Source organism: Pseudomonas sp. FA-1 (genome assembly GCF_056856075.1).
The window spans coordinates 11098-37100 of the sequence record NZ_JBWXTH010000005.1 but is presented as its reverse complement, the minus strand read 5'-3'; the positions used below and the strand labels follow the sequence as shown (position 1 = coordinate 37100).

The 26003-nt window shown below is 64.5% G+C and carries 25 protein-coding genes; 11 read left to right on the top strand and 14 right to left on the bottom strand.

Going from position 1 to position 26003, the window contains the following annotated elements:
- Positions 1-83: 83 nt before the first annotated feature.
- The 6 genes from AC1MHZ_RS10865 to AC1MHZ_RS10840 form a co-directional block, all read right to left on the bottom strand.
- Complete coding sequence (locus AC1MHZ_RS10865) at positions 84-1502, bottom strand: amino acid permease (RefSeq protein ID WP_084858330.1); 1419 nt, start codon at positions 1500-1502, stop codon at positions 84-86.
- 707 nt (positions 1503-2209) lie between these two features.
- Complete coding sequence (gene rluB / locus AC1MHZ_RS10860; RefSeq protein ID WP_324815744.1) at positions 2210-3265, bottom strand: 23S rRNA pseudouridine(2605) synthase RluB; 1056 nt, start codon at positions 3263-3265, stop codon at positions 2210-2212.
- A 168-nt stretch (positions 3266-3433) separates the two neighbouring features.
- On the bottom strand, positions 3434-4198 hold the full coding sequence (gene scpB / locus AC1MHZ_RS10855) for an SMC-Scp complex subunit ScpB (protein ID WP_482966406.1): 765 nt from the start codon (positions 4196-4198) through the stop codon (positions 3434-3436).
- A 23-nt stretch (positions 4199-4221) separates the two neighbouring features.
- Positions 4222-4920: a segregation and condensation protein A gene (locus tag AC1MHZ_RS10850; RefSeq protein ID WP_172403047.1), complete on the bottom strand. Its 699-nt coding sequence runs from the start codon at positions 4918-4920 to the stop codon at positions 4222-4224.
- 125 nt (positions 4921-5045) lie between these two features.
- Positions 5046-5675 carry an L-threonylcarbamoyladenylate synthase gene (locus tag AC1MHZ_RS10845; protein ID WP_324815741.1) on the bottom strand — a complete coding sequence of 210 codons (630 nt, stop codon included), beginning with the start codon at positions 5673-5675 and terminating at the stop codon, positions 5046-5048.
- 13 nt (positions 5676-5688) lie between these two features.
- Positions 5689-6549: a PHP domain-containing protein gene (locus AC1MHZ_RS10840; RefSeq protein ID WP_084858306.1), complete on the bottom strand. Its 861-nt coding sequence runs from the start codon at positions 6547-6549 to the stop codon at positions 5689-5691.
- Between the two features lie 67 nt (positions 6550-6616).
- On the opposite strand from AC1MHZ_RS10840, the gene AC1MHZ_RS10835 reads away from it, so the two are divergent.
- The 5 genes from AC1MHZ_RS10835 (at position 6617) to AC1MHZ_RS10815 (ending at position 10291) form a co-directional block, all read left to right on the top strand.
- The gene (locus tag AC1MHZ_RS10835) at positions 6617-7213 is read left to right on the top strand and encodes a septation protein A (RefSeq protein WP_482966341.1); all 597 of its coding nucleotides are present in this window, start codon (positions 6617-6619) and stop codon (positions 7211-7213) included.
- Position 7214: 1 nt separating this feature from the next.
- Positions 7215-7514 carry a YciI family protein gene (locus AC1MHZ_RS10830; protein ID WP_070092114.1) on the top strand — a complete coding sequence of 100 codons (300 nt, stop codon included), beginning with the start codon at positions 7215-7217 and terminating at the stop codon, positions 7512-7514.
- A gap of 149 nt (positions 7515-7663) precedes the next feature.
- A complete protein-coding gene (locus AC1MHZ_RS10825; RefSeq protein ID WP_084858308.1) occupies positions 7664-8341 on the top strand; it encodes a response regulator transcription factor in 678 nt (225 codons plus the stop codon).
- Between the two features lie 133 nt (positions 8342-8474).
- Complete coding sequence (locus tag AC1MHZ_RS10820; protein WP_084858309.1) at positions 8475-8891, top strand: Spy/CpxP family protein refolding chaperone; 417 nt, start codon at positions 8475-8477, stop codon at positions 8889-8891.
- A 62-nt stretch (positions 8892-8953) separates the two neighbouring features.
- The gene (locus AC1MHZ_RS10815) at positions 8954-10291 is read left to right on the top strand and encodes a sensor histidine kinase (RefSeq protein WP_084858310.1); all 1338 of its coding nucleotides are present in this window, start codon (positions 8954-8956) and stop codon (positions 10289-10291) included.
- Positions 10292-10317: 26 nt separating this feature from the next.
- Here the strand turns inward: AC1MHZ_RS10815 and AC1MHZ_RS10810 are convergent, their stop codons facing one another.
- The gene (locus AC1MHZ_RS10810) at positions 10318-10875 is read right to left on the bottom strand and encodes an NAD(P)H nitroreductase (protein WP_084858311.1); all 558 of its coding nucleotides are present in this window, start codon (positions 10873-10875) and stop codon (positions 10318-10320) included.
- Between the two features lie 165 nt (positions 10876-11040).
- Here AC1MHZ_RS10810 and AC1MHZ_RS10805 point away from each other — a divergent pair, with 165 nt between their 5' ends.
- On the top strand, positions 11041-12495 hold the full coding sequence (locus AC1MHZ_RS10805) for a TrkH family potassium uptake protein (protein WP_482966340.1): 1455 nt from the start codon (positions 11041-11043) through the stop codon (positions 12493-12495).
- Here the strand turns inward: AC1MHZ_RS10805 and AC1MHZ_RS10800 are convergent.
- Positions 12452-13507, bottom strand: coding sequence for an AraC family transcriptional regulator (locus AC1MHZ_RS10800; protein WP_084858313.1), 1056 nt, complete (start codon positions 13505-13507; stop codon positions 12452-12454). The two genes, AC1MHZ_RS10805 and AC1MHZ_RS10800, sit on opposite strands and share 44 nt — an antisense overlap.
- 156 nt (positions 13508-13663) lie before the next feature.
- Between AC1MHZ_RS10800 and AC1MHZ_RS10795 the strand changes: the two genes are divergently transcribed.
- The gene (locus tag AC1MHZ_RS10795) at positions 13664-13975 is read left to right on the top strand and encodes an Mpo1-like protein (RefSeq protein WP_324815726.1); all 312 of its coding nucleotides are present in this window, start codon (positions 13664-13666) and stop codon (positions 13973-13975) included.
- Positions 13976-13982: 7 nt separating this feature from the next.
- On the opposite strand, the gene AC1MHZ_RS10790 is transcribed toward AC1MHZ_RS10795, so the two are convergent.
- Positions 13983-14795, bottom strand: coding sequence for a UDP-2,3-diacylglucosamine diphosphatase (locus AC1MHZ_RS10790; protein WP_465001305.1), 813 nt, complete (start codon positions 14793-14795; stop codon positions 13983-13985).
- A 297-nt stretch (positions 14796-15092) separates the two neighbouring features.
- On the opposite strand from AC1MHZ_RS10790, the gene AC1MHZ_RS10785 reads away from it, so the two are divergent.
- A complete protein-coding gene (locus tag AC1MHZ_RS10785) occupies positions 15093-15983 on the top strand; it encodes a DMT family transporter (protein WP_084858316.1) in 891 nt (296 codons plus the stop codon).
- On the opposite strand, the gene AC1MHZ_RS10780 is transcribed toward AC1MHZ_RS10785, so the two are convergent.
- Positions 15984-16265 (bottom strand): Rdx family protein, encoded by a 282-nt coding sequence (locus AC1MHZ_RS10780; protein WP_084858317.1) that lies wholly within the window; start codon positions 16263-16265, stop codon positions 15984-15986. It abuts the gene before it with no gap.
- Positions 16266-16334: 69 nt separating this feature from the next.
- Here AC1MHZ_RS10780 and AC1MHZ_RS10775 point away from each other — a divergent pair, with 69 nt between their 5' ends.
- Positions 16335-18521 carry a patatin-like phospholipase family protein gene (locus AC1MHZ_RS10775; protein WP_482966339.1) on the top strand — a complete coding sequence of 729 codons (2187 nt, stop codon included), beginning with the start codon at positions 16335-16337 and terminating at the stop codon, positions 18519-18521.
- Positions 18522-18560: 39 nt separating this feature from the next.
- On the opposite strand, the gene AC1MHZ_RS10770 is transcribed toward AC1MHZ_RS10775, so the two are convergent.
- Together AC1MHZ_RS10770 and recQ are read right to left on the bottom strand one after the other, a co-directional pair.
- The gene (locus AC1MHZ_RS10770) at positions 18561-18998 is read right to left on the bottom strand and encodes a MarR family transcriptional regulator (protein ID WP_084858319.1); all 438 of its coding nucleotides are present in this window, start codon (positions 18996-18998) and stop codon (positions 18561-18563) included.
- Between the two features lie 116 nt (positions 18999-19114).
- On the bottom strand, positions 19115-21253 hold the full coding sequence (gene recQ, locus AC1MHZ_RS10765) for a DNA helicase RecQ (protein ID WP_084858320.1): 2139 nt from the start codon (positions 21251-21253) through the stop codon (positions 19115-19117).
- Positions 21254-21509: 256 nt separating this feature from the next.
- Here recQ and AC1MHZ_RS10760 point away from each other — a divergent pair, with 256 nt between their 5' ends.
- On the top strand, positions 21510-22097 hold the full coding sequence (locus tag AC1MHZ_RS10760) for a YecA/YgfB family protein (protein ID WP_084858321.1): 588 nt from the start codon (positions 21510-21512) through the stop codon (positions 22095-22097).
- A gap of 7 nt (positions 22098-22104) precedes the next feature.
- Positions 22105-22470 carry a YbaN family protein gene (locus AC1MHZ_RS10755; RefSeq protein WP_084858322.1) on the top strand — a complete coding sequence of 122 codons (366 nt, stop codon included), beginning with the start codon at positions 22105-22107 and terminating at the stop codon, positions 22468-22470.
- Between the two features lie 3 nt (positions 22471-22473).
- Here the strand turns inward: AC1MHZ_RS10755 and AC1MHZ_RS10750 are convergent, their stop codons facing one another.
- Both AC1MHZ_RS10750 and AC1MHZ_RS10745 read right to left on the bottom strand, forming a co-directional pair.
- Positions 22474-22815: a cupin domain-containing protein gene (locus tag AC1MHZ_RS10750; RefSeq protein ID WP_324815704.1), complete on the bottom strand. Its 342-nt coding sequence runs from the start codon at positions 22813-22815 to the stop codon at positions 22474-22476.
- A 207-nt stretch (positions 22816-23022) separates the two neighbouring features.
- A partial coding sequence (locus AC1MHZ_RS10745; protein WP_482966338.1) for a type I secretion C-terminal target domain-containing protein occupies positions 23023-26003 on the bottom strand: 2981 nt, incomplete at its 5' end.

Below are 26003 nucleotides of genomic sequence, written 5' to 3'. Positions count from 1 at the left end.
CAAGTGGGGCTTGCCGGCGCCGAGGCAACAAAAAACCCGATGCCAGTCACTGGCATCGGGTTCCGATACAACCTAACAGTCGCTTACTTGGCCACCGACCCGGCAGCCGAGGTCACAACCCCAGCGCGCTTGCTCTTGAGCGCATAGAACGCATACATCACCACCAGCCAGACCGGAATTGCATACACCGACACCTGGATGCCAGGAATCATCAGCATGATCCCCAGGATCAGCACCACGAATGCCAGGCAGATGTAGTTGCCATACGGATACCACAGGGCCTTGAACAGCGGCTTCTGGCCAGTACGGTCCAGGTGCTGGCGGAACTTCAGGTGCGAGTAGCTGATCATCGCCCAGTTGATCACCAGGGCTGCGACCACCAGCGACATCAGCAGCTCCAGGGCATGCTGCGGCATGAAATAGTTGAGCAGCACGGCGACCAGGGTTACGCCGGCCGAGGCCAGGATCGAGCGCACCGGTACGCCACGCTTGTCGATCTTCGCCAGGCTCGCCGGGGCATCGCCCTGTTCGGCCATGCCGTAGAGCATACGGGCGTTGCAGTAGGTGCCGCTGTTGTACACCGACAGCGCCGCGGTCAGGACCACGAAGTTCAGCAGGTGGGCTGCTACATCGCTACCGAGCAGCGAGAAGACCTGCACGAACGGGCTGCTGCCATAGCTGCCGCCGGAAGCGTCGATGCTGGCGACCAGGCTGTCCCATGGCGTGAGCGACAGCAGGATGACCAGGGCACCGATGTAGAAGATCAGGATACGGTAGATGACCTGGTTGATCGCCTTCGGAATCACGGTCTTGGGCTTGTCGGCCTCGGCGGCAGTGAAGCCCAGCATTTCCAGGCCACCGAAGGAGAACATGATGATCGCCAGGGCCATCACCAGGCCGCTCACGCCGTTGGGGAAGAAGCCACCGTGGGCCCACAAGTTGGTCACCGAAGCCTCGGGACCGCCGCTGCCGCTGGTCAGCAGGTAGGCACCCAGGCCGATCATGCCGACGATGGCCAGCACCTTGATGATCGCGAACCAGAACTCGGCTTCGCCGAAGACCTTGACGTTCATCAGGTTGATCGCATTGATCAGGATGAAGAAGCCTGCTGCCGTGACCCAGGTCGGGATTTCTGGCCACCAGTAATGGATGTACTTGCCGACTGCGGACAGCTCCGACATGCCGACCAGGATGTACAGCACCCAACAGTTCCAGCCGGACAGGAACCCGGCGAAACCGCCCCAGTACTTATGCGCGAAATGGCTGAAGGAGCCGGCGACAGGCTCTTCGACGATCATCTCGCCCAGCTGGCGCATGATCATGAACGCGATGAAGCCGCAGATGGCGTAGCCGAGGATCATCGACGGGCCAGCGGACTTCATCACGCCGGCCGAGCCCAGGAACAATCCAGTACCGATGGCCCCACCCAGGGCAATCAGTTGGATATGGCGGTTTTTCAGGCCACGCTTGAGCTCGCCTGAAGGCATGTTTTGTCCACTCATGAACGAAGTCACCTGCTTGTTTTTATCTGTGACGAAATCGGACCCACCGCGCTCGTGGCGCAGCGGAATGGGCAAGGTGGTTACCTTGGGTTTCTTGGACGAGGTGATACACCGAGGGCTTAGGCCCTGGACGGCTCAACCAGGCGTCAGCAAGAGTGCGCGGTACGCATTGGGGTCACAGGTAAAACGCGGCGCATTGTATACCCCTGCGAGCGCGCAGGCGTCAACGCGTTGCGTCATTTCCTGATGAAAAAACGCACCGGTCCTGGGGTGAAGGCCTGGAAAGGCGGAGAGATCGGCGTACATGGCGCCTCCATTTGTTGTTCTCGATGCCCGGCTCTGCGGCCTGGCTTCTGCACACGGCATGGGCGCTATATCACCGTGGGGCGGGGGCTTGGGCAAGGGGGTTGGCGGCGGTGAAGCGGCTCTGCGATGCGGCTCTTGGCAAAATCTGTTTACAGGAGGAGGCGTGACGGGAAAAAGCGCGGGATTTCGTAAAATAATCGTTACAAGATGGTTCAAAAACGTGCCAGGCGTTCGAAAAAGCTTCGGTAGATCAGTGGGTTGATAAACAAACGGCAAAAAAAGGGCCGCTGCGCAGCCTATCGCGGGACAAGCCCGCTCCTACAGGGAGGTGTCATTCCTGTAGGAGCGGGCTTGTCCCGCGATAGGCCGCACAGCGGCCCCTTTCAACTCAACGCCAGTCGTTAGCTGCGCGGCTTGCCGCGGCCACGGCCCGCCGGCTTGTCACCCTCAGGCTTGCCCGGACGCTTGCGCATCTCGCTCGGACGCTCGGCCACGGCACTGCCCCGCACGGCCTTGCGAGGCGCAGCCTCTTCGCGCCCCGGGCGCTCGGCCTGGCCGTCCTGGGCAGGGCGCAAGGTGCGCACGCGCTCGCCACGGCCCAGTGGGCGGGTGGACTTGCGCTGCATGCGCTCGAGCTTGTCCTTGGCCTTGAGGTTCAGCGCCGGCAGCGCCACAGGCTGCAGGCCGACCTCGGCGGCAAGGATGTCGATCTCGCCCTGGGTCATTTCGCGCCAACGGCCCATCGGCAGGTCGGAGTTGAGGAACACCGGGCCGAAGCGCACGCGCTTGAGGCGGCTGACCACAACGCCCTGGGACTCCCACAGGCGGCGCACCTCACGGTTGCGGCCTTCCATCACCACGCAGTGGTACCAGTGGTTGAAGCCTTCGCCGCCCGGTGCCTTCTGGATATCGGTGAACTTGGCCGGGCCATCCTCGAGCATCACGCCCGCCTTGAGGCGGTCGACCATGTCGTCGTCGACCTCACCCCGCACGCGTACGGCATACTCGCGGTCCATTTCGTAGGACGGGTGCATCAGGCGGTTGGCCAGTTCACCGTCGGTGGTGAACAGCAACAGGCCGGTGGTATTGATGTCCAGGCGGCCGATATTGATCCAGCGGCCCTCTTTCGGGCGCGGCAGGCGGTCGAACACGGTCGGGCGACCTTCAGGGTCGTCGCGGGTGCAGATCTCGCCATCGGGTTTGTTGTACATGATCACTCGGCGGGTGGCCTCGGCGGCCTCCACACGCTTGATCAGCTTGCCGTCAACGGCGATGGCGTCATGCAGGTCGACGCGCTGGCCGAGGGTGGCCTCGACGCCGTTGACCTTGATACGGCCCTGGCTGATCCAGGCCTCGACGTCACGACGCGAACCGACGCCGATGCGCGCCAGCACCTTCTGCAGCTTTTCGCCGGACGGTGGGTTGGGTTGGGTTTCTTGCAGGTCTTGGTCACTCATCTGGGCACCTCCCGGTGTATGTAGTGAAAGCGGTTCGTGGCGACGGATGCGCCAACGGGGCGCGCATCATACGCGGTTCGGTGGGCGAACGCACTGCAGCCTAGAAGGTTTTCACGAACAGACCACGGTTTTCTGCCCGGCGGCGCTTCTACAGGGGAAGTCACATATTCAAGGTTTGGGCTCTTGGACCTCGGACTCCGGCGCCTCGTCCCGCAAGTCATCGAAATCGGTCTTGAGCCCTACTTCCATGGCATCCAGCTCCACCAGCAAGCTCCGGAAACTGGTCTCCTCCCGCAGCGGTGCCTCGCCTTGCTCGCCCTCGTCAAGGCTGGCATCAGCCAACGCCTGCAGGTGTGCCGGCACCGGCGCGTCATCCGGGTCCAGCAGCGGCTCGGGCTCCAGTTCGCGCAACTCGGCCATGGCCGGCAGCTCGTCCAGGCTCTTGAGGTTGAAATGGTCGAGAAACGCCTTGGTGGTAGCGAACATCGCCGGCCTGCCGGGCACCTCGCGGTAGCCGACGATACGGATCCACTCGCGCTCCATCAGGGTCTTGATGATATTGCTGTTCACCGCCACGCCACGCACATCTTCGATCTCGCCGCGGGTGATCGGTTGGCGGTAGGCGATCAGCGCCATGGTCTCGAGCAAGGCGCGCGAGTATCGCTGCGGCCGCTCTTCCCACAGGCGCCCGACCCAGGGTGCGTAGTCTTCGCGGATCTGCAGGCGATAACCGCTCGCCACCTCCTTGAGTTCGAAGGCGCGGCCGTTGCAGGACTTGCCCAGCAGCTCCAGGGCTTTCTTGAAGACAGCCGGCGCCGGGCGCTCGGCTTCCTCGAACAGTTCGTACAACCGCTCCAGTGACTGCGCCTTGCCAGACGCCAGCAGGAAGGCTTCGATCAGCGACGCCAGGTCGCGCGGTTCATTCAGGTTCATCATCAGGAAAGGCCAGTTCGTTGTCACTCGGCCCGGGCACGGACATGGATCGGGGCGAAAGGCTCATTCTGCACCAGTTCGATGAGCGATTCCTTCACCAGTTCGAGAATCGCCATGAACGTGACCACTACGCCGAGCTTGCCCTCCTCAAGCGTGAACAGCTCGACGAAAGGCACGAAACCACCCCCCTTGAGCCGCTCCAGCACCTCGCTCATACGCTCGCGGGTCGACAGCGTCTCGCGGGTGATCTGGTGGCTCTCGAACAGGTCATTGCGGCGCATCACCTCGGCCATCGAAAGCAGGATCTCCTCCAGCGCGACTTCCGGCAGCAGCTTGCGCACCTTGGCCTGGGGCGCCTCCAGGCGCGGCACGACCACCTCCCGGCCCACCCGCGGCAGCTCGTCGATGCCCTCGGCGGCGGCCTTGAAGCGTTCGTACTCCTGCAACCGGCGAATCAGTTCGGCGCGCGGGTCGCCCTCCTCCTCCTCGACCTCGCTGGAACGCGGCAACAACATGCGCGACTTGATCTCGGCAAGCATGGCAGCCATCACCAGGTACTCAGCGGCCAGCTCCAGGCGCACGCTCTTCATCAATTCGACGTAGGACATGTACTGGCGAGTGATTTCCGCCACCGGGATGTCGAGGATATCGATGTTCTGCTTGCGGATCAGGTACAGCAGCAGGTCCAGCGGCCCTTCGAAGGCCTCGAGGAATACTTCCAGGGCATCCGGCGGGATGTACAGGTCCATCGGCAGCTCGGTCAGGGCTTCGCCATAGACCAGCGCCAATTGCAGCTGTTGCGGCGATTCGCTGTCGCTGACCGGTGCCGCGGCCTCTTGAACCTGGCTCACACAGGCGCCAGGAAGGGCGCGGGGTCGCCACAGCCGACACGGATCACTTCCGGGTCGTCGCCGGACAGGTCGATGACCGTCGAAGCCTTCAGGTCGCCGAAGCCCCCATCGATGATCAGGTCGACGTGATGCTCCAGGCGTTGGCGGATTTCGTACGGGTCGGTCATCGGGTCTTCATCGCCCGGCAGGATGAGGCTCACACTCATCAGGGGCTCGCCCAGCTCTGCGAGCAGCGCCAGGACGATCGGGTTGGAAGGTACGCGCAGGCCGATGGTGCGGCGCTTCTCGTGCATCAACAAACGTGGCACTTCGCGCGTGGCGTTGAGGATGAAGGTGTACGGCCCGGGTACATGCGCCTTGAGCAGACGGAACGTCGCCGTGTCGATCTTGGCGAACGTGCCCATTTGCGACAGGTCGCAGCAAAGCAGCGTGAAGTTGTGGTTCTTGTCCAGCTGGCGCAGGCGTCGAACCCGTTCCACGGCGGTCTTGTCGCCGATCTGGCAGCCCATCGCGTAGGCCGAGTCGGTGGGATACACCACCACCCCGCCCTTGCGGATGATCTCGACGGCCTGCTTGATCAGGCGCGCCTGCGGGTTTTCCGCATGGATCTGGAAAAATTGGCTCACGTAGTCGTCCTGTTCATACCGCCATAGGCTGTTCATGGCTGAATCGGCGCCACAGAGGTGGCAGGTCCTCGGGCAATGGCCGATAGGCACCGATCTCGCCCCAGGTGCCGGGGCCGTGGAAGTCACTGCCAGCGCTTGCCAGCAGGCCGAACTCACGGGTGAGGATGGACATCGTGCCCACCTGCTCGGCCGGCATCATCCCGTTGACCACCTCCAACGCCTGCCCGCCTGCCTGAATATAGTCGGCAATCAGCCTTCTGCGCTTGCTGCGGGTAAGTTCGTAGTGCATGGGATGGGCCAGGCTCACCCATGCGTTGGACTGGCGCAGCGTCGCGACAGTTTCCTCCAGGGTCGGCCAGTGCAGCTTGACGTCACCGAGCTTGCCAGCACCCAGCCACTTGCGAAAGGCCTCGCCGCGGTCCTTGACGTGGCCTGCGCGCACCAGGTGCTCGGCGAAATGCGGCCGTGCCGGGGCGTTGCCGCTGTCGCCCAACGCCTGTTGAACGGCCCGGGCACCATCGAGCGTGCCAGGCATGCCCTTGGCCGCCAACCGTCGGTCGATTTCCTCGGCGCGCAGCCATCGCCCCCGGTGCAGGGCCTCGATGGCAGCGAGCAAGGGCGGTGCGTCTAGCGGGAAGTCATAGCCCAGCACATGGATGGTCGCGCCACCCCAGGTGCATGAAAGCTCCACGCCGCTGACCCAATGCATGCCGTTGTCTTGGCAGGCCTGGCGGGCTTCGGCCAGGCCCTCGATGGTGTCGTGGTCGGTCAGGGCCAGCGTCCGCACCCCGTGCTCGTGGGCCCGGGCGACCAGGGCCGAGGGCGACAGGGCACCATCGGAGGCCGTGCTGTGACAGTGCAGATCAACATTCATGGAGGAGCGCTTTCGCTGGAATCGATGTTTGATATTATGCCGTCACATCCCGCTTCTGGCTGCCACTGTGAAACAATTCATCGATTTCATCCCGCTTCTGCTGTTCTTCATCGTCTACAAGCTCGACCCACGCCCCGTCGAAATCGCCGGCCACAGCTTCGAGTTCGGCGGTATCTACAGCGCCACTGCCATGCTGATCATCAGCTCCCTGGTGGTGTATGGCGCGCTGTTCCTGCGCCACGGCAAGCTGGAAAAAGGGCAATTGCTGACCCTGGTCGCCTGCCTGGTGTTTGGCGGCCTGACCCTCGCCTTCCACAGCGAGACCTTCCTCAAATGGAAGGCGCCAGTGGTCAACTGGCTGTTCGCCCTGGGCTTCGCCGCCAGCCACTTCATCGGTGACCGGGTGCTGATCAAACGCATCATGGGCCACGCCATGACCCTGCCTGACACCATCTGGACCCGCCTGAACCTGGCGTGGATCGGCTTCTTCCTGGTCTGCGGTGCGGCCAACCTGTTCGTCGCCTTCACCTTCCAGGACATCTGGGTCGACTTCAAGGTGTTCGGCAGCCTGGGCATGACAGTGATCTTCCTGGTGGCCCAGGGCGTGTACCTGTCGCGCCACCTGCACGACAACGACCCCTCCACCTCCAAACCCAAGGATTGACATGCTCTACGCCATCATCGCAAGCGACGTCGAAGGTTCCCTGGAAAAACGCCTGGCCGCCCGCCCCGCCCACATCGAACGCCTGCAGCAGCTCAAGGCCGAAGGCCGCGTGGTACTGGCCGGCCCGCACCCGGCCATCGACAGCAACGACCCAGGTGCCGCCGGCTTCACCGGCAGCCTGATCGTCGCCGAGTTCGACTCCCTGGCCGCAGCCCAGGCCTGGGCCGATGCCGACCCGTACATCGCCGCCGGCGTGTATGACAAGGTGGTGGTCAAGCCGTTCAAGCAAGTCCTGCCCTGACCCTTCCCGCCGCTCCCTTGGCGAACACGCCAGCGCCCCGCCGTCGCGGGGCCTGGCCGACCCGGCCAGTACACCCTTTGCCGCAGCTTGCGGTATCTTGGCCGCTGGCGGGCATCGAGAACGCCGTCAAAGGTTGAATTGAGTGAGTCATGAGCGAGCTGTTACTGATTGATGATGACCAGGAGCTCTGCGAGCTGCTTGCCAGCTGGCTGAGCCAGGAAGGCTTTACCGTACGCGCCTGCCATGATGGCCAGAGCGCACGCCAGGCCCTGGCCGCACAAGCGCCCTCGGCCGTGGTGCTGGATGTGATGTTGCCCGACGGCAGTGGCCTGGAACTGCTCAAGCAACTGCGAACCGAACATGCCGAGTTACCGGTGCTGATGCTCTCGGCCCGGGGCGAGCCCCTGGATCGCATCCTGGGCCTGGAACTGGGTGCCGACGACTACCTGGCCAAGCCCTGCGACCCACGAGAACTCACCGCCCGCCTGCGTGCCGTGCTGCGGCGCAGCCACCCGGCGGCCAGCAGCAGCCAGCTGGAGGTCGGTGACCTGACCTTCAGCCCCGCACGCGGCGTGGCCAGCATCGACGAGCGGGAAATGAGCCTGACCCTCTCCGAGAGCCGTATCCTCGAGGCGTTGCTGCGCCAGCCTGGCGAGCCCTTGGACAAGCAGGAACTGGCGCAACTCGCCCTAGGCCGCAAGCTCACCCTGTACGACCGCAGCCTGGACATGCATGTCAGCAACCTGCGCAAGAAGATCGGCCCTCATCCCGATGGCCGACCGCGCATCGTTGCCCTGCGCAGCCGCGGCTATTACTACAGCCTCTGAACCGCTATCGCCGGCAAGCCAGTTGCCGCGACAGACCTTTACCGAGTCTTTACGCTCAGCTGACCGCCCTTGACCTTGCGTTCCCTAGACTGGGCTCATCCGGTAACCACCGGCCCACGAAAGGAGAAACACCATGCGCAAGACCCTTATCGCCCTGATGTTCGCCGCCGCCCTGCCGACCGTGGCCATGGCCATGCCCGAAGGCGGCCACCAGCATGGCGGCCCGCATCATCGCGGTGACGCGGCTTTCGCCCAACTGGACCTGAGCCGCGACCAGCGCCAGCAGATCGGCAAGCTGATGGGCGAGCAGATGAAACAGCGCCGCGATATCACCGAACGCTACATCGCCAAGCTGCCCGCCGCCGACCAGAAGGCCATGAAGGACGAAATCAAGGCCAGCCACGACAAGACCCAGGCCAGCATCCGTGGCCTGCTCAAACCCGAGCAGCAGAAGAAGTTCGACGAACTGCAGAAGGAACGCGCCGCGCGCAAGGCCGAGTGGCAGGAGTTCCAGGCCTGGAAAGCTGAAAAAGCCGGCAAGGCCCAGTAAGCTGTCCGCCCAACGCCCGGCCCGCCTCACCGCGGGCCGGGCTTTTCATGCTTTCAGGAGGTTTGCTCGTGCGTTCACTGTTCTGGCGCATCCTGGCCAGCTTCTGGCTGGCCATCGCCCTGGTCGCCGGCTTGTCGATCCTGCTCGGCCACATGCTCAACCAGGACGCCTGGATCCTCAGCCGCCACCCTGGCCTCAACACCCTGGCCAGCCACTGGGCCCAGCACTACGAGCAGGAAGGCCTGGAGTCCGCCCAACGCTTCCTGGAGCGACGCAAGCACCGTTACAAGATCGATGTGCAGGTTCTGGACGAGAATGGCCAGGCCGTGGTGCCAGGCACCTTCCCCCGTCGCGCCGCCGCCTTCGAGGCGCGCCAGCACAACGACCAGCGTCGCCTGCCCTGGCGCCGGCTGACCGAGGAATACACCAGCCCGCAGAGCGGCGAGACTTACCTGCTGATCTATCGCATCCCCCACCCAGAGCTCAATGCCTGGCACCGCGACAGCCTGCTGTGGCCACTCAGTGCCTTGGGCATCGCCCTGGTGGTGCTGACCCTGTTCAGCCTGCTGGTGACGCTCTCCATCACCCGCCCCTTGAGTCGCCTGCGCGGCGCCGTGCATGACCTGGGGCAAACCAGCTACCAGCAGAACAGCCTGGCGCGCCTGGCCGCCCGACGCGACGAGTTCGGCGTGCTGGCCAACGACTTCAACAAGATGGGCGCACGGCTGCAGAGCCTGATTGGCAGCCAGCGGCAACTGTTGCGCGATGTCTCCCACGAACTGCGCTCGCCCCTGGCGCGGCTGCGCATCGCCCTGGCCCTGGCCGAGCGGGCCGAGCCGGAGCAGCGCCAGGCGTTATGGCCTCGCCTGACGCGCGAATGCGACCGGCTCGAGGACCTGATCAGCGAGATCCTCGCCCTGGCCCGCGTCGACGCCGAACAATCCCATGCCGAGCCCGTGGACCTGAACGCCCTGCTTGGCAGCGTGCGCAAGGATGCCCAGCTCAGCGCCCCGGAACAGGAGCTGCGCCTGGAGGCCACGCCAGGCCTGACCCTGCAGGGCTGGCCAACACTGATCGAACGTGCCGTGGACAACCTGGTGCGCAATGCGTTGCGCTTCAACCCCGCAGGGCAACCGATCGAGTTGCGCGCCGAGCGCGATCAGGACCGTATCGTACTGAGCGTACGCGACCACGGGCCGGGCGTGGCCGAGGAACACCTGGCCCAGTTGGGCGAGCCGTTCTTCCGTGCGCCAGGGCAGGAAGCGCCTGGGCATGGGCTGGGGCTGGCGATTGCCCGGCGGGCGGCGGAGCGTCATGGGGGCAGCTTGAAACTGGAGAACCATCCGCAGGGTGGGTTCGTCGCGACCTTGGAGCTGCCCTGCGAGATCGTGACTGGATGACGGGGCTGCGGCGCAGCCCCGATCCTTCACTCGCCCCAGGCGCTGACGAAATCGGCGGTCTCCAGCACCGGCGCGGTACGCGGCTCGGTGGCAGGGGTGCCGACATACAGGTAGCCGATCAGTTCTTCGTTTTCGGCAAGCCCCAGCCCTTGGTGTACATGGGCATCGAACGCCATGTCGCCGGTGCGCCATACCGCCCCGATGCCTTGGGCATGGGCCGCGATCAGGATGCCATGGGCCGCACAGCCCGCCGCCAGGCGCTGCTCGGACTTGGGAATCTTGAAGTGGTCCTGCAGCCGGGCCACCACCACGATCAACAGCGGGGCCCGCATCGGCATGGCCCGGGCCTTGTCCAGGGCCGCCTGACTGGCATCGCCCTTCTGGCGCAGCGCTTCGGCGAACAGCTCACCGAGTCTCTCGCGGCCCTGGCCTTCGATGGTCAGGAAGCGCCATGGGCGCAGCTGGCCGTGGTCAGGGGCGCGCAGTGCAGCCTGGAACAGCGCTTCGCGCTGGGCGGCATTGGGCGCCGGGTCGGTCAGGCGTGGCACGGAAACACGGTTGAGCAATGCGTCGAGAGCCTCCATGGGCTACCCTCCTGGCAGAGAAATGTGCGGGCATTCTCAAGCGCCAAGCCCCAAGCTGCAAGCCACAAGAGCAGCCCATGCACCACCCCGTCCACGCTTGCCACTTGCAGCTTGCCGCCCGCCGCTTAAAATGGCGCCCTTCCGTTTCGAGTCAGAGCAGATCACATGGCGTTGCCGACCTTAAGGATCATTGGTTTCATCATCGGCATCTTCCTGATCACCCTGGCCGTCAGCATGGTCGTGCCCATGACGACACTGGTCGTCTTCGAGCGTACTGGCGACATGCCGTCGTTCCTCTGGTCGAGCCTGATCACCTTCGTCGCCGGCCTGGCCCTGGTCGTCCAGGGACGGCCGGAGCATGTGCACCTGCGCCCCCGCGACATGTACCTGCTGACCGTCAGCAGCTGGCTGGTGGTGTGCGTGTTCGCCGCCCTGCCGCTCCTGCTGACCCAACACATCAGCTACACCGACGCGTTCTTCGAAAGCATGTCCGGCATCACCGCCACCGGTGCCACGGTACTCAGCGGGCTGGACAACATGTCACCGGGCATCCTCATGTGGCGCTCGATGCTGCACTGGCTCGGCGGCATCGGCTTCATCGGCATGGCGGTGGCGATCCTGCCGCTGCTGCGCATCGGTGGTATGCGCCTGTTCCAGACCGAATCCTCGGACCGTTCGGAAAAGGTCATGCCACGCTCGCACATGGTCGCCAAGTCGATCGTGCTGGTGTACATCGGCATCACCCTGGTCGGCAGCCTGGCCTTCTGGTGGGCCGGCATGCGCCCATTCGACGCCATCAACCATGCCATGTCGGCGATTTCCACGGGCGGGTTCTCCACCTCCGACCAGTCCCTGGCCAAGTGGGACATCCCGGCGGTGCACTGGGTCGCTGTGGTGGTGATGATCCTCGGCAGCGTCCCCTTCACCCTGTACGTGGCAACGCTGCGCGGCAACCGCAAGGCGCTGTTCCGCGACCAGCAGGTGCAGGGCCTGCTCGGCCTGCTGGTGACCACCTGGCTGGTGCTGGGCACCTGGTACTGGGCCACCACCGACCTGCACTGGCTCGACGCCTTGCGTCACGTGGCGCTGAACGTCACCTCGGTGGTCACCACCACCGGCTTCGCCCTGGGCGACTACAGCCTGTGGGGCAATTTCTCGTTGATGCTGTTCTTCTACCTGGGTTTCATCGGCGGCTGCTCCGGCTCGACGGCCGGCGGCATCAAGATCTTCCGTTTCCAGGTGGCCTATATCCTGCTCAAGGCCAGCCTCAACCAGCTGATCCACCCCCGTGCGGTGATCAAGCAGAAGTACAACGGCCACCGCCTCGACGAAGAAATCGTGCGTTCGATCCTGACGTTCTCGTTCTTCTTCGCCATCACCATCTGCGTCATCGCCCTGCTGCTTTCATTGCTGGGCGTGGACTGGATGACGGCCCTCACCGGCGCGGCCGGTACCGTATCGGGCGTAGGCCCTGGCCTGGGCGAAGTGATCGGCCCATCGGGCAACTATGCGACCCTGCCGGATGCGGCCAAGTGGATCCTGGCCGGCGGCATGCTGCTGGGGCGGTTGGAGATCATCACGGTGCTGGTGTTGTGCATGCCGGCGTTCTGGCGTCACTGACCGGCGCGGCCTCCAGGCGCGCCCGGTATTCGCTGGGCGTGACATCGAACCAGCGGCGGAACGCCCGGTAGAAATTGCTCGGGTCGGCAAAACCGAGGAGGTAGGCGGTCTCGAGCAAGGTCATGCCCGGCTGGGCCAAGTACTGCTCGGCCAGCTCCCGGCGGGTATCGTCCAGCAAGGTCTGGAAACTGGTGCCCTCTTCCTGCAACCGACGCTGGAGAGTGCGCTGGGAAAGATGCAGGGCCTGGGCGAGGGTCTCGCGCTTGGGCTCACCCTGGGGCAGGATGCGGCACAGCACCTGGCGCACTCGATGGGTCACCCGGCTTTCCGAGAAGCGCGCCAGGTATTCCCCGGCGAAACGATCGTGCAGCACAGCCATGGCCTCGTTGGCGGTGGGCAGCGGTGCTTCCATATCGCAGCGTTCGAACACCAGTGCGTCATAGGGCGCGCCGAACACCAACGGCGAATGAAAGGCCACTTTGTAGGGTTCCACGTTCTTCGGCTGCGGGCCTTGGATCAATACGCGCCGCGGCTGGATCGGCCGCCCACTGAGCCAGGTACACAGCGACAACGCGCAGGCCAGGGAGGCTTCGCTGCTATGCCGGGTGGGTGGCAAGTGATCGCCATGCACGGTAAGCCCCAGGGCATAGCCCTCCGGGCCCAGGCGGAAGCTCAGGTCGGCGCTTTCGGCGATGATCCGCTGGTAGCGCACCAGACGCTCGAAACCTTCGGCCAGGGTGCGGCTGGACATCAATGCATAGCCGACCACATGGAAGGAGGCCGGTCGCACGACCCGTGCCATGTTCAGGCCGATGGCCTCGTTGCCCGAAAGGTCCACCGCCAACTGCCAGAGCCGGGTCATGGAGTCCTGGGTGAAACGCGCGTCGGGGTCGTCCAGGGCGGCGAAGTCCAGCCCGAGCTGCTTGAACATGGCCCGACAATCGAGGCCCTCCAGTTCCAGCGCCTTGACGATCCCTGATGCCCAGCTGGCCGACGTGGTTCTTTCGCTCATGGCAGGCTTCTTGTGCTGACCGCAGCAGGCGGCGAATCGAAAAGATATTCATTTGGCGCCAATTGTCACTGGCCGCCCCCGACAATGACTCTAGACTCAAATCAGGCTCCACGCCGTGCAACCTGCCCACCTCGCGCATCAACGGGGAGCGCCGCCATGCATTCAACCACGCAGTTTCGCAGTTTTGCCGAGTTCTATCCGTACTACCTGGGCGAACACAGCAACCCCACCTGCCGTCGGCTGCACTTCGTCGGCACCAGCCTGGTCATCGCGCTGCTCGCCTACACCATCGCCAGCGGCAAGTGGCTGCTGCTGTTGGCCGTGCCACTCGCAGGCTACGGCTTTGCCTGGGTTGGCCACTTCTTCTTCGAGAAGAACCGCCCCGCCACCTTCTCCTATCCGCTGTACAGCCTGATCGGCGACTTCGCCATGTTCCGCGACATCCTGCGCGGCAAGATCAGCCTGTAGGCATCGACTAGACAGGCTCACGCAGGCGCGCCAGCCGTTCGGCTTCGTGCGCCTGGGCGTCGGCCAGGCGATAGAGCTCGATCTGCCCGTCCCAGTGCTCGATCAGCGCGGTGCAGGACTCCACCCAATCGCCGCAATTGAAGTACTCGACCTCGCCCACCCGGCGGATCTCGGCATGGTGGATATGCCCGCAGACCACGCCATGGAAACCACGCCGGGTGCATTCGTGGGCGATGGCGTCCTCGAAATCGCTGATGAAGTTCACCGCACCCTTGACCTTGTGCTTGAGGTAGGCCGACAGCGACCAGTAGCCATAGCCGTAGCGGGCACGCCAGTGGTTGAGCCAACGGTTGAGCACGAGGGTGAACTCATAGGCACGGTCGCCCAGGAACGCCAGCCAACGATGGTAGCGGGTGATCACGTCGAACTGGTCGCCGTGGATGACCAACAGCCGCCGGCCATCGGCGGTCAGGTGCTCGGCCTCGTCCACCAGGTGGATGTTGCCCAGGATCAACCGGGAATAGCGGCGCAGGAATTCGTCATGGTTGCCGGTGACATAGATCACTTCGGTACCGCGTTTGCTCAAGGTGAGCAGGCGGCGGATGACGTTGGTATGGGCCTGGGGCCAATAGATGCCACTGCGCAGCTTCCAGCCGTCGATGATGTCGCCGACCAGGTAGATGCGGTCGGCATGGTAGCGCTTGAGAAAGTGCGCCAGGTGCTCGGCCTGGCAGTCCCGGGTACCCAGGTGTACGTCGGAAATCCATAGGGTGCGTACGCGCTGCTTGCGTGACGGACGGGCGAGTTCTACATGGGTCATGGGCAGGCTCCGGCACTGTTTGCTGGAGCCTGGCAGTTGTGGATGACAGGTTGGTGGCAAACGTGTGACGAGCGATCGGTGACGACTTGGGTCGCCCTCTGTGGGAGCGGGCTTGTCCCGCGATGGGGCCCATGCAGGTGTACACTCGCGCTCTGCCAACGCCCCTGAAGACAACTGCCGCGAAAAAACCCGACAGACAGTTGGCGGTGGCCCTCGTAGACTGGCCCTTCAGCATCGAGCCCAGGATTCGAAGGGCTGCACCTATTCAAGGTGATCATTGTTATCACAAGGACCAGCATGAACCACCGCACCGCCCTCGGCGCCTTGCACATCGGCGCCCTTTTCTTTGGCCTCACTGGGGTCTTCGGCAAGCTGGCTACCAGCGCCAGCCCCACGATCATTGTCTTCGGCCGCGCCGCCTTCGCTGTTCTGGCGCTGGCGCTGTTCGCCGGCCTGGCACGCCAGGGCTGGCAGCGCCTACAGGCCCAGGACCTGCGCCGCCTGTTGCTCGGCGGCGTGTTGCTGGCCGGTCACTGGGTGACCTTCTTCATCGCCGTCAAGGTCGGCGGCGTGGCTATCGCCACCTTGGGTTTCGCCAGCTTCCCGGCGTTCACGGTGATCCTCGAGGGCCTGCTGTTCCGTGAGCGCATCCGCCGTAACGAAGCTGTGCTGGTGCTGCTGGTGAGCATCGGTCTGGTGCTGGTCACGCCCGCCTTCGACCTGGCCAGCGAGGCCACCGGTGGGCTGCTCTGGGCCTTGCTCTCCGGCCTGCTGTTCTCACTGCTGTCGCTGACCAACCGGGCCGGCTCCGGGCGCCTGCCGGCAGTGCAAGCCGCCCTGTGGCAGAACCTGGTGGTCGCGCTGTGCCTGCTGCCGGTGGCCGCGCCGGGGCTTGGCGAGGTGACACCCATGGACTGGCTGTGGATCGCCCTGCTGGGCATTTTCTGTACCGGCATCGCCCATAGCCTGTTCGTCGCCAGCCTGTCGGTGATCAAGGCGCGTACGGCAGCGGTGGTGTTCGGCATGGAGCCGGTCTATGGCATCGCCGTGGCCTGGGTGGTGTTCGCCGAAACGCCGACCCTGCGCATGCTGCTGGGCGGCGCGCTGATCATCTTCGCCATCGTGCTGTCCAGCCGCATGGCCGCCGAGCAGCCGCCCCGGCAGCGCCCCGTGGCCGAGGGCACCTGATCAGCGATCGTTGTGGCCAAGGTCGCGCCGTGGGTCGATCTGATCGCGAACCCGTTGCTTGAGCACCTTGGCCTCGGGGAAGCCGCCATCGGCCTTGCGCTCCCAGAGCTGCGTGCCGTCGCAGGTGATGCGGAACACCCCACCGGTACCCGGCTCCAGGGCCACACGCCCCAGGTCGTCGGCAAAGGTGCTGAGCAGTTCCTGGGCCAGCCAGGCAGCCCGCAGCAGCCACTGGCACTGGGTGCAGTACGTGATGATGATTTCTGGCTTGGCCTGGGGCATGGCAGCGCGTCTCCTTCGGGAATGAGCCGCTTATACTAGCGGTCTTTGCCCACGGTTTTGAGACTCACGATGCGCCGCCTGCTGCTCTGCCTTTTACTGACGCTCACCTCCTTCGCCACCCTGGCCGCCGAGACGGCCAGGCCCAAGGTCGGCCTGGTGTTGTCCGGCGGCGCTGCCCGGGGCCTGGCCCATATCGGCGTGCTCAAGGCCCTGGAAGAACAAGGGGTGCACATCGATGCCATCGCCGGCACCAGCATGGGGGCGGTGGTCGGTGGGCTGTATGCCTCCGGCTACAGTGTCGAGGAATTAGAGAAACTCGCCACCACCCTCGACTGGCAACAGGCGCTCTCCGACGCCCCACCGCGCAAGGACGTCCCCTTCCGGCGCAAGCAGGACGACCGCGATTTCCTGGTCAAGCAGAAGCTGAGCTTTCGCGACGATGGCAGCCTTGGCCTGCCGCTGGGCGTGATCCAGGGCCAGAACCTGTCCTTGCTGCTGGAAAGCAAGCTGGCCCATACCGCCGACACCCGCGACTTCGACAAGCTGCCGATCCCCTTCCGCGCCGTAGCCACCGATATCGCCAGCGGCGAGAAGGTGGTGTTCCGCCGGGGCCACCTGCCCCAGGTGATCCGCGCCAGTATGTCGATCCCGGCGGTGTTCGCCCCGGTCGAGCTGGACGGCCGCCTGCTGGTGGACGGTGGCATGGTCGACAATATCCCGCTGGACGTTGCCCGAGACATGGGCGTGGACCTGGCCATCGTGGTCGACATCGGCAGCCCGCTGCGTGACCGCAAGCAACTGGCCACGGTGGTGGATGTCCTCAACCAGTCGATCACCCTGATGACCCGGCGCAATTCCGAGGAGCAACTGGCCAGCCTGCATCAGGACGACATCCTCATCCAACCGCCCCTGGCAGCCTTTGGCGTGACTGACTTTGGCCGTGCCCAGGACATGATCGACGCTGGCTACCGCGCCACCCGAGCCCTCGACACCCGCCTGGCCGGCTTGCACCATGCCGAGGGCGACAGCGGCCTGGCGGTGGCCCGCTCGCCGCGTCAGCGCCGGCCGGTGATCACCGCGATCAAGATGGAGAACGACTCGAAGGTCAGTGATGACGTGATCCGCTACTACATCCGCCAACCCCTGGGCGAGCCGTTGGAGCTGGACCGCCTGCAGACCGACATGGGCACCCTCTATGGCCTGGACTACTTCGACCGGGTGCAGTACCGGGTGGTGCACAAGGGCGACGACAATACCCTGGTGATCAATGCCCGTGGCAAGCGCGGCGGCACCGACTACCTGCGCCTGGGCCTGAACCTGTCGGACGACATGCGCGGCGACAGCGCCTTCAACCTCGGCGCCAGCTACCGGGTCAACGGCATCAACCAGCTGGGCGCCGAATGGCTGACCCGCGCCCAGATCGGTGACCAACAGGAGCTCTACAGCGAGTTCTACCAGCCACTGGACGTAGGCTCGCGCTATTTCATCGCGCCCTACCTGGACCTCGGCTCGCAGAACATCGAGGCCACCCTGGACAACGACCCGGTGGCCGAATACCGCCTGGAGCGCTACGGCTTCGGCCTGAATCTGGGGCGGCAGATCGGCACCTATGGCGAAGTCCGCCTGGGTGTGGGCAAGGCGTGGGGTGAAGCCGAGGTACGCATCGGCGACCAGGACCTGCCCAAGGTCAGCTTCAATGAAGGTTTCTACGAGCTGAAGTATTCCTTCGACACCTTCGACAACGTGTACTTTCCCCACAGCGGCGAGGACATCGGCCTGACCCTACGCAAGTACGACAAGTCGCTGGACTCGGATCACGACTACCGCCAATGGCAGTTCAAGCTCGACAAGGCCTTCAGCAGCGGGCCCAACTCCTGGGTACTGGGCGGGCGCTACGGGCGCACGCTGGACGATACGGAAGTGGTGACGTCGAGCTTCGTATTCGGTGGTGCCCGACAGCTGTCGGGCTTTCGCCAGGACTCGGTCTCGGGCCAGAACATCAGCCTGATGCGCATGGTCTACTACCGCCGCCTGACACCGCGCGCCTACCTGCCCCTGGATTTCCCGCTCTATCTGGGCGGCTCGTTGGAGCGGGGTCGGGCGTGGAACAACGACAACGAGTTCGACAGTGGGTATATCAACGCGGCGAGCATCTTCCTGGGCCTGGAAACGCCGCTTGGGCCGCTGAATATCAGCTACGGGGCCAACAGCGAGCACCAAAAGGCGGTTTACCTGAACCTGGGCCATACCTTCTAAAGGTACAGGGGCCGCCTTGCGGCCCCCTGGATGGAAGACTCAGGACTTCTCGAGGTTGGCCAGAATCTTCGCATGCACTCGCATGCAGACTTCCAGGTCAGCCTCATCGACACCGGTGAACAGCTCCTGACGCAAGGCATTGGCGATGGTCTCGATCTGGTCGATCAAGGGTTTGGCCGGTGGGCACAACACGATCTTCTTGGCCCGACGGTCTTCCATCACCGCCTGGCGCCGCACCAGGCCCTGGCTTTCCAGGCTATCGAGCAGGCGCGCCAGGGTCGGCCCTTCGACGCCCACGCTTTGCGCCAGTTCACGCTGGGTAGGCGCGTCGTCGAATCGGGCCAGGTGCAGCAGCACCAGCCAGCGGGCCTGGGACAGGTTGAGGCCGGCCAGGCGGCGGTCCAGTTCGGCGCGCCAGCCACGGGACATCTGTGCCAGCTGCATGCCGAAGCGGTGTTGGTTGTCGGTCAAGGGCATAAGTGACTCTATGAACAGAACTAATTATTAGTCAGCTAACCATGGCCCGCTCCAACAGGCAAGGCTGGTGGCCGCGGGAGTGTCCGGTAATCGTCAAAAAGCGTGACAAGGATCAGCTACAGCTCGAATTCGGCCGCCAACGCCGCACGCACGCAGTGCAGTACCCCCTCCGGTACGCGTTGACCGAGCAGTGCCGAGACCGTGGCCACCGGCGGCAGCTCGCCCTCGCCGTCGAGGAAGGCGTCCTGCACCTCCATCAGCAGCGCTTCCGGCAGGTCCAGCGCCTGCTCCAGGCTCAGCTCTTGGCGGCCGAGGGCCTCGGCCAACAGGCTGTAGACGTTCTTCTCGGTGCAATTGAGCTGGCCGGCGATCTGTGCCGGGGTCATGCCGGCACGGGCCAGGCTGACCAGTTCGTGGCGCAGGTCGAGCACCACCTTCGGCGCCTCCTCGCCAGCCCCACCGTTGAGCACATCGAGAAAGGCCTCGCCGTAGCGCTCCAGCTTGCGTGCCCCCACGCCGCTGACCTGGGCCATCTCGCTAAGGCTGGTCGGCTGGCTGCGCAGCATTTCCAGCAGGGTCGAATCGGGGAAGATGACATAGGGCGGCACACTGTGTTCGGCGGCCAACTTGCGGCGCAGGGCGCGCAGGGCTTCCCACAGCTCGCGCTCCTCGGCACGCACCAGCTGGCTGGCCGGGCTGCCGCCGCCGGATGTCTTGGCCACGGTCTGGGGTTTGAGGTCGCGGCGAAGTTGCAGGTTCACCTCGCCGCGCAGCAACGGCCGGCAGTTGTCGGACAGGCGCAGGCCGCCGTAGCCTTCCAGGTCGATATCCACCAGGCCGCGCGCCACCAATTGGCGGAACAGCGAGCGCCACTCGTGCTCGCTCAACGCCTTGCCGACGCCGAAGACCGACAGTTTCTCGTGGCCGAAATTGCGCACCTTCTCGGTGTCCTTGCCCACCAGCACATCGACCAGATGGCCCACGCCATAGCGCTGGCCGGTGCGGTACACCGCCGACAAGGCCTGGCGCGCCGGCTCGGTCGCGTCCCAGGTCTGCACCTGGTCGACGCAGTTGTCGCAATGCCCGCACGGCTGCTCGAGCACTTCATCGAAATAGGCCAGCAGGGACTGGCGACGGCAGCGGGTTTCCTCGCACAGCGCCAGCATGGCATCGAGCTTGTGCTGCTCGATGCGCTTGTGGCGCTCGTCGCCCTCGGAGTTCTGCAGCATCTGCTTGAGCATCACCATGTCCTGCAGGCCATAGGCCATCCAGGCGTCGGACGGCAGGCCGTCACGGCCGGCACGGCCGGTTTCCTGGTAATAGGCCTCCATCGACTTGGGCAGGTCCAGGTGGGCGACGAAGCGTACGTTGGGCTTGTCGATGCCCATGCCGAAGGCAATGGTGGCAACCATGATCAGGCCTTCCTCGTTGAGGAAGCGGTGCTGGTTGGCCGAGCGCGTCTCGGCGGCAAGGCCGGCGTGGTACGGCAAGGCCGGGAACCCCTGTTCGCAGAGGAAGGCCGCGGTTTCGTCGACCTTCTTGCGCGACAGGCAATAGACGATGCCGGCGTTGCCCCGGCGCTCACCGAGGAACGCCATCAATTGCTTGCGCGGCGACTCCTTGGGCACGATGCGGTAGAAGATGTTCGGCCGATCGAAACTCGACAGGAAGCGCTCGGCGCCCTGCAAGTGCAGGCGCTGAACGATCTCCTCGCGGGTGCGCATATCGGCGGTGGCGGTCAGGGCGATGCGCGGCACATGGGGGAACAGCTCGGCCAACTGGCCCAGTTGCAGGTATTCCGGCCGGAAGTCATGGCCCCATTGCGAGACGCAGTGGGCCTCGTCGATGGCGAACAAGGCGATGTCCAGGGTGCGCAGGAATTCCAGCATGCGCGGCTGCACCAGGCGCTCGGGGGCCAGGTAGAGCATCTTCACCTCGCCGCGGCGCAGGCGCCCGGCCAGCTCGCGCTGCTGCTCGGGGCTCAGGGTGGAGTTCAGCGCGGCGGCGGCCACGCCCAGCTCGTCGAGGGTGGCGACCTGGTCGTCCATCAACGCGATCAAGGGTGAGACCACCACCGCCAGGCCCGGGCGCAGCAGGGCCGGGACCTGGAAGCACAGCGACTTGCCGCCGCCGGTGGGCATCAGCACCAGGGCATCGCCGCCACTGGCCACGCATTCGATGATCGCTGCCTGGCGCCCCCGGAAACTGTCGTAGCCGAAGATGTCCTTGAGGACGCGCTGAGCCTGTTCGAGCATTGAAAACTCCAAAATCGCCATACCATCCTGGACACAGGCTGGACGAAAAATCCGCGGTGCACACTCACGAATGCGTAAGCGGCTTTTGCCGGAGGGCCGGGAAACAGCCCCCCTGGATGAAAAATCGCGGATTATACCCCAGTGCTCGGCCATGCAGGGGGCCTGGGCGCCTTCCTGCGACAGACGTTCCCTTTGCCCCCCAGCCGCCGCAAGGTGCTAGAATTCGTTATCGTTTATTCCCCAAGGTAGCCCTGTAATGTCCTTCGCCGAGCAACTGACCCGCCTGCAAGCCTTCCTCGACGCTGACGAGCTGCACGAAGAAGCGCTGGACTACGTCGCCGCCCACGGCTACCTGACCGCGCTGTCGATCTGCTCCGAGGACGTTCCCGAGCGCGAATGGATCGACGCCCTGTTCGCCGAAGAGCCCCATTACGCCAGCGAGGCCCAGCGCACCGAGATCGAGGCCACCTTGGTCGCGCTCAAGGCGCATATCGGCCGCCAGCTGGCCAGCGACGACGAGTTCGAGCTGCCCTGCGACCTGGACCTGGGCGACGAGCCGGACGACTCCGACCTGCGCGGTTGGTGCATCGGCTTCATGGAAGGCGTGTTCCTTCGTGAAGAGGCCTGGTTCGAAAACGCCGAGGAAGAAGTCAGCGAGATGCTCCTGCCGATCATGGTCGGCTCGGGCCTGTTCGACGAGCAGCAGGAGTTCGAAGACATCGCCAAGAACGCCAGCCTGCAGGACGACATGATCGTGCAGATCCCCGAGGCGCTGACCGCGCTGTTCCTGCTGCTGCACGCACCGGACGAGAAGCCTGCCCTGCTCAAGCCGCGCCACCATTAAGCCGGCCATGCGCTACCTGCTGCTGGCCATCGGCTGGCTCAGCGTCGCGCTGGGGGTGGTGGGGATCTTCCTCCCAGTGTTGCCCACCACCCCGTTCCTGCTGCTTGCGGCGGCTTGCTTCGCCCGTAGCTCGCCACGCTTTCACCACTGGCTGGTGAACCATCCCAAGCTCGGGCCCTGGATCCGCGACTACCTGAGCGGCCAGGGTATCCCGCTGCGGGGCAAGGTCTACGCCATCGGCCTGATGTGGGCCAGCATCGGGCTGTCGTGCTATCTGGTGCCGCTGTTCTGGGCACGGGTTTTCATGCTGTCCAGCGCGGTACTGGTCAGCCTGTACATTCTCAAGCAGAAGACCTTGCACCGGCCCGGCTGAGCGTCACTCGCCAAGGGTCGAGGGTTCGGATTCCACCACCAGCAACAAGCAGCCCTGGGGTGAACGCAGCCAGTGTTCGGAGCCGGGTGCATAGACCAGGCTGTCGCCGGCACGGAACAGCTGGCCGTCGACATCCATCACCTCCCCTTCCAGCACCTGCAGCAGCTCGACGGCCGCGTGGCGGTGCGGTATCGAACGGCTGCCGGGGGCCATTTTCATCCAGTAGGCCTGCCAGGGGCCGGCATCGGCCAGGGTTTTCCAGGACACGCCCGGCAGGCGCTGGCCAGCCAGGAGCATGGGTTGCCAAAGGGCCTGGGCCGGGCTGTGGACTTCGCGCTGGGGCATCGGGCTGATTCCGAAGGGGGCTTGAACCCAGTCTAGGAGACGGCCGATTGCCCGGCGCCACAGGTGCGACCCGCGCATATGCCCAGGCGTCGCTCATCGCGGGTCTCACATGATCGTTCGTCGCAGCAGGTTCGGTGCTTGTGGGATCCAGCGCCGCCCGCGCGGCGCTCGATATCCCAGGCAACACCCACCTCAAGGCCTACCACCTCAGACCGTATCCACCTTCAACGAATGGTCATTGAGCATCCCATTGATGATGGTTGCCGTGTCCTGCCCTGCCGCGACCACCCCACCCGCACCTGCCGTCACACCGTAATGCTGCGCCAAGTCTACGCCGGCCAGGTCGATGGTCTGGGTTGGCGCGGCGCCGGCCACGCTGCTGACCTCGATGGTCGAGACCACATTGACACCGGAACCGGTGACCTTGAAGTGCAGGTAGTCATCCAGCGAGGCAGTGGTGCCGTTTTCGCCCTGGAGCAGTTGCGACAGGTCGAGATGATCGCTTCCTGGGGTGAACGCCAGCACAGTGTCGTGCCCCACTTCGCCCTTCTGCCAGACGAAGGTGTCGTTGCCAGTGCCACCGTTGAGCGTATCGTCGCCGAGCCCGCCAAGCAGCACATCGTTGCCTGCGCCGCCGCTCAGGGTGTCGTTGCCCAGCCCGCCGATCAGCAGGTTGTCGCCACCGTTGCCGGTCAAGGTGTCGTTGTAGTCCGAGCCGATCAGGTTCTCGATGCCGTTCAGGGTATCGGTGCCGGCACCGCCCGTGTTCTGGGCAGTGGCCAGGTTCAGGTTGACGGTCACACCGCCGGTGGCCGAGGCGTAGCTGGCCGTGTCGATGCCCGCACCGCCATCGAGCAGGTCGTTGCCCGGGCCGCCGATCAGCAGGTCGTCGCCGTCACCGCCGTACAACAAGTCATCACCACCGCCACCGACCAGCACGTCGTGCCCCAGACCGCCCTGCAGGGTATCGTTGCCGGCACCAGCCAGCAGGGTGTTGTCGCCATCGTTGCCGGTGAGCACGCTGCCGTCCTGGTAGGTGATGTCGACATTGCCGGTGGCCGTGCCGCCATGGCCGTCACTGGTGGTGTAGGTGCCGTTGTACACATCGTTCTGGGCGTTGCTGTAGTCGATGGTCATGGTCAACTTGTAGAACTCGGCGCCCGAGCCGAGATTGCTGTCGGTCACGTTGCGTACCAGGATGCTGTAGGTCCCGCTGTGGCTGGCCGTGAAGGAGCTGCCGTCGATGATGGGTTGATAATCGCCCACATCGTCCTTCCAGAACATTTGCAAATTGCCGGTTGGCACGTCGTGATCAAGGGTCAGGGTCTCGCCTTTTTTCAAGTGGACCGTCATGACATCCTGGTCATTGGCATTGCTGGCACCGACATCCCGTACGAAGGCATCGACGATCAGCGCTGCGACCATGCTGTTGGCCGTGCCCCTGAAGGCGCTGCGCGGCAGGTCCTTGAAGCGGTTCGTCTGGCTCCCCCCCGTGCCGTTGAAATCGATGACCGGGGTGCCGTTGCCGACGCTGAACCCTTCGCCCTTTGTGGAGAAATCGGTGTCGAAGGTAATCGGCGAGGCCGTGAGCTTGTCGTTATCCGCGTCGCTGTCGTTGGCCAGCAATACCTCGGCCGGCACGGTGATGCTGGCCCCGGTGATGTTGGTGATGATGTGATCGGCCCCGGCCACCGGCGCGGTATTGGTGTAGATGTTCACCGTCAGGGTGGCACTGGCGAGATCGCCGTCGTTGTCGCTGACGGTGAAGCCGAAGCTTTCCTGCTGGGTCACACCGGTATCCTTGGGCGGGGTGTAGATGAAGTCACCGGTGTCCATGTCCACCAGCAGCGTGCCGCCCAGGTTGGTCTTGATGTTGAAGGTGTTGGTAGCTGTATCGAAGGTGCCGTGGTCCGCACCGCCGCTGGCCGCGTAGGAACCGTCCCCACCATTGGCTTTCGGATCGTAAGTGTACGTGGTGCCATCAACCACCAGCGTCTTGATGAAACCGCCATCGGCCCCCAGCTCGCCGCCACTGAGCAGGCTGCCGGTGATCGGCGCGCCGAGCACCGTGCCGGACAGCACATTGCTCAGTTGGCTGAGGTCGGTTACCACCACTGCGTTGGTATCGGTGTGAGTGCTGCCATCGTAGGCCAGTGGGTTGAGGTTGCTCTCGTTCACGCCACTGCCGAGGCCAATGGCGTAGGACTTGATGCCATTGTCGTCGAGGAACGTTTCCCAACTGGCTTCCCGGTCGGCGGTGATGCTGTGGCCGCTGGTCGGTTCGCCATCGGAGAAGAAATACGAGATGTTCTGGGCACCGGCCAGCTTGCCGCTGGCCACGAAGGCGTTCTTGGCAACATTGACAGCCGAATCGTAGTAGGTCGCGCCACTGGCGCTCAGGCCGTTGACGATGTTCTTGGCCTGGGTGAGCGATACCCACACCGAGGACTGCTGCGTTGCGCCATCGGAGAAGGTGACGATTTGCACCTTGATGTCGCCCATCTCGTCGTACTTGTCGAGCAAAGCGTTGATCGCCTGCTTGGCCAACTGCAGGCGGGTCAGGCCTGGTACGCCTGACGCAAAGTTCATGCTGCCGGAGACATCGATCACCAACAGCAGGTTGGAGTCCACCTGGCCTGGGGAAACGGCGCGTTCGGCATCGACGGCCGAAGGCACGTCGTCGACGATGGTGATGTCGATACTGCCATTGGCGATGCTGCCGTCGGTGTCGGTCGCACTGACGGCGAGGCTTTCACTCAAGTTGTTGGTGCCGTTGGCGTCCGGATGGGTAGCATTGTCGGCAAGGGTATAGCTGTAGTTCACCACCCCGGTGCTGGGGTTGTAGCCGGTGATGGTCAGGGTGTTGCCAAGATCGGTGGTCGCCGATTGCGGGAAGCCTGCCACCACACCGCCGCTGACCACGGTAATGCCGCCTACGGTCAGCGTTTGCAGACCATCCAGAGCCGTCACGGTGAAGCTGCCGCTCTGGGTGAGTTCGCCCGCGTCAGGGCTGGTGCCGTCGGCAAGATGCTTCTCGTAGACGATCAGTTCGCCATCGGTGATGTCCAGGCCTGTAAGGGTGACTGGGTTGTCGAGGTTGGTAACGTTCAACTCCAGCACAGCGGTGCGCACATCGCCGTCGGCATCGGTCAGCGTATAGGTGAACTGCTCGATCCCGCTGCCACCGC

Bases quoted from the DNA above. Each gene is read 5' to 3' on its own strand.
- AC1MHZ_RS10840 (WP_084858306.1), bottom strand. From the start codon at position 6,549: ATGAATGTTGATCTGCACTGTCACAGCACGGCCTCCGATGGTGCCCTG.
- AC1MHZ_RS10775 (WP_482966339.1), top strand. From the start codon at position 16,335: ATGCGCCGCCTGCTGCTCTGCCTTTTACTGACGCTCACCTCCTTCGCC.
- AC1MHZ_RS10750 (WP_324815704.1), bottom strand. From the start codon at position 22,815: ATGCCCCAGCGCGAAGTCCACAGCCCGGCCCAGGCCCTTTGGCAACCC.
- AC1MHZ_RS10865 (WP_084858330.1), bottom strand. From the start codon at position 1,502: ATGAGTGGACAAAACATGCCTTCAGGCGAGCTCAAGCGTGGCCTGAAA.
- AC1MHZ_RS10790 (WP_465001305.1), bottom strand. From the start codon at position 14,795: ATGACCCATGTAGAACTCGCCCGTCCGTCACGCAAGCAGCGCGTACGC.
- AC1MHZ_RS10770 (WP_084858319.1), bottom strand. From the start codon at position 18,998: ATGCCCTTGACCGACAACCAACACCGCTTCGGCATGCAGCTGGCACAG.
- AC1MHZ_RS10830 (WP_070092114.1), top strand. From the start codon at position 7,215: ATGCTCTACGCCATCATCGCAAGCGACGTCGAAGGTTCCCTGGAAAAA.
- AC1MHZ_RS10820 (WP_084858309.1), top strand. From the start codon at position 8,475: ATGCGCAAGACCCTTATCGCCCTGATGTTCGCCGCCGCCCTGCCGACC.
- AC1MHZ_RS10800 (WP_084858313.1), bottom strand. From the start codon at position 13,507: ATGAGCGAAAGAACCACGTCGGCCAGCTGGGCATCAGGGATCGTCAAG.
- AC1MHZ_RS10755 (WP_084858322.1), top strand. From the start codon at position 22,105: ATGCGCTACCTGCTGCTGGCCATCGGCTGGCTCAGCGTCGCGCTGGGG.
- AC1MHZ_RS10810 (WP_084858311.1), bottom strand. From the start codon at position 10,875: ATGGAGGCTCTCGACGCATTGCTCAACCGTGTTTCCGTGCCACGCCTG.
- AC1MHZ_RS10760 (WP_084858321.1), top strand. From the start codon at position 21,510: ATGTCCTTCGCCGAGCAACTGACCCGCCTGCAAGCCTTCCTCGACGCT.
- recQ (WP_084858320.1), bottom strand. From the start codon at position 21,253: ATGCTCGAACAGGCTCAGCGCGTCCTCAAGGACATCTTCGGCTACGAC.
- scpB (WP_482966406.1), bottom strand. From the start codon at position 4,198: ATGAACCTGAATGAACCGCGCGACCTGGCGTCGCTGATCGAAGCCTTC.
- AC1MHZ_RS10805 (WP_482966340.1), top strand. From the start codon at position 11,041: ATGGCGTTGCCGACCTTAAGGATCATTGGTTTCATCATCGGCATCTTC.
- AC1MHZ_RS10780 (WP_084858317.1), bottom strand. From the start codon at position 16,265: ATGCCCCAGGCCAAGCCAGAAATCATCATCACGTACTGCACCCAGTGC.
- rluB (WP_324815744.1), bottom strand. From the start codon at position 3,265: ATGAGTGACCAAGACCTGCAAGAAACCCAACCCAACCCACCGTCCGGC.
- AC1MHZ_RS10795 (WP_324815726.1), top strand. From the start codon at position 13,664: ATGCATTCAACCACGCAGTTTCGCAGTTTTGCCGAGTTCTATCCGTAC.
- AC1MHZ_RS10785 (WP_084858316.1), top strand. From the start codon at position 15,093: ATGAACCACCGCACCGCCCTCGGCGCCTTGCACATCGGCGCCCTTTTC.
- AC1MHZ_RS10825 (WP_084858308.1), top strand. From the start codon at position 7,664: ATGAGCGAGCTGTTACTGATTGATGATGACCAGGAGCTCTGCGAGCTG.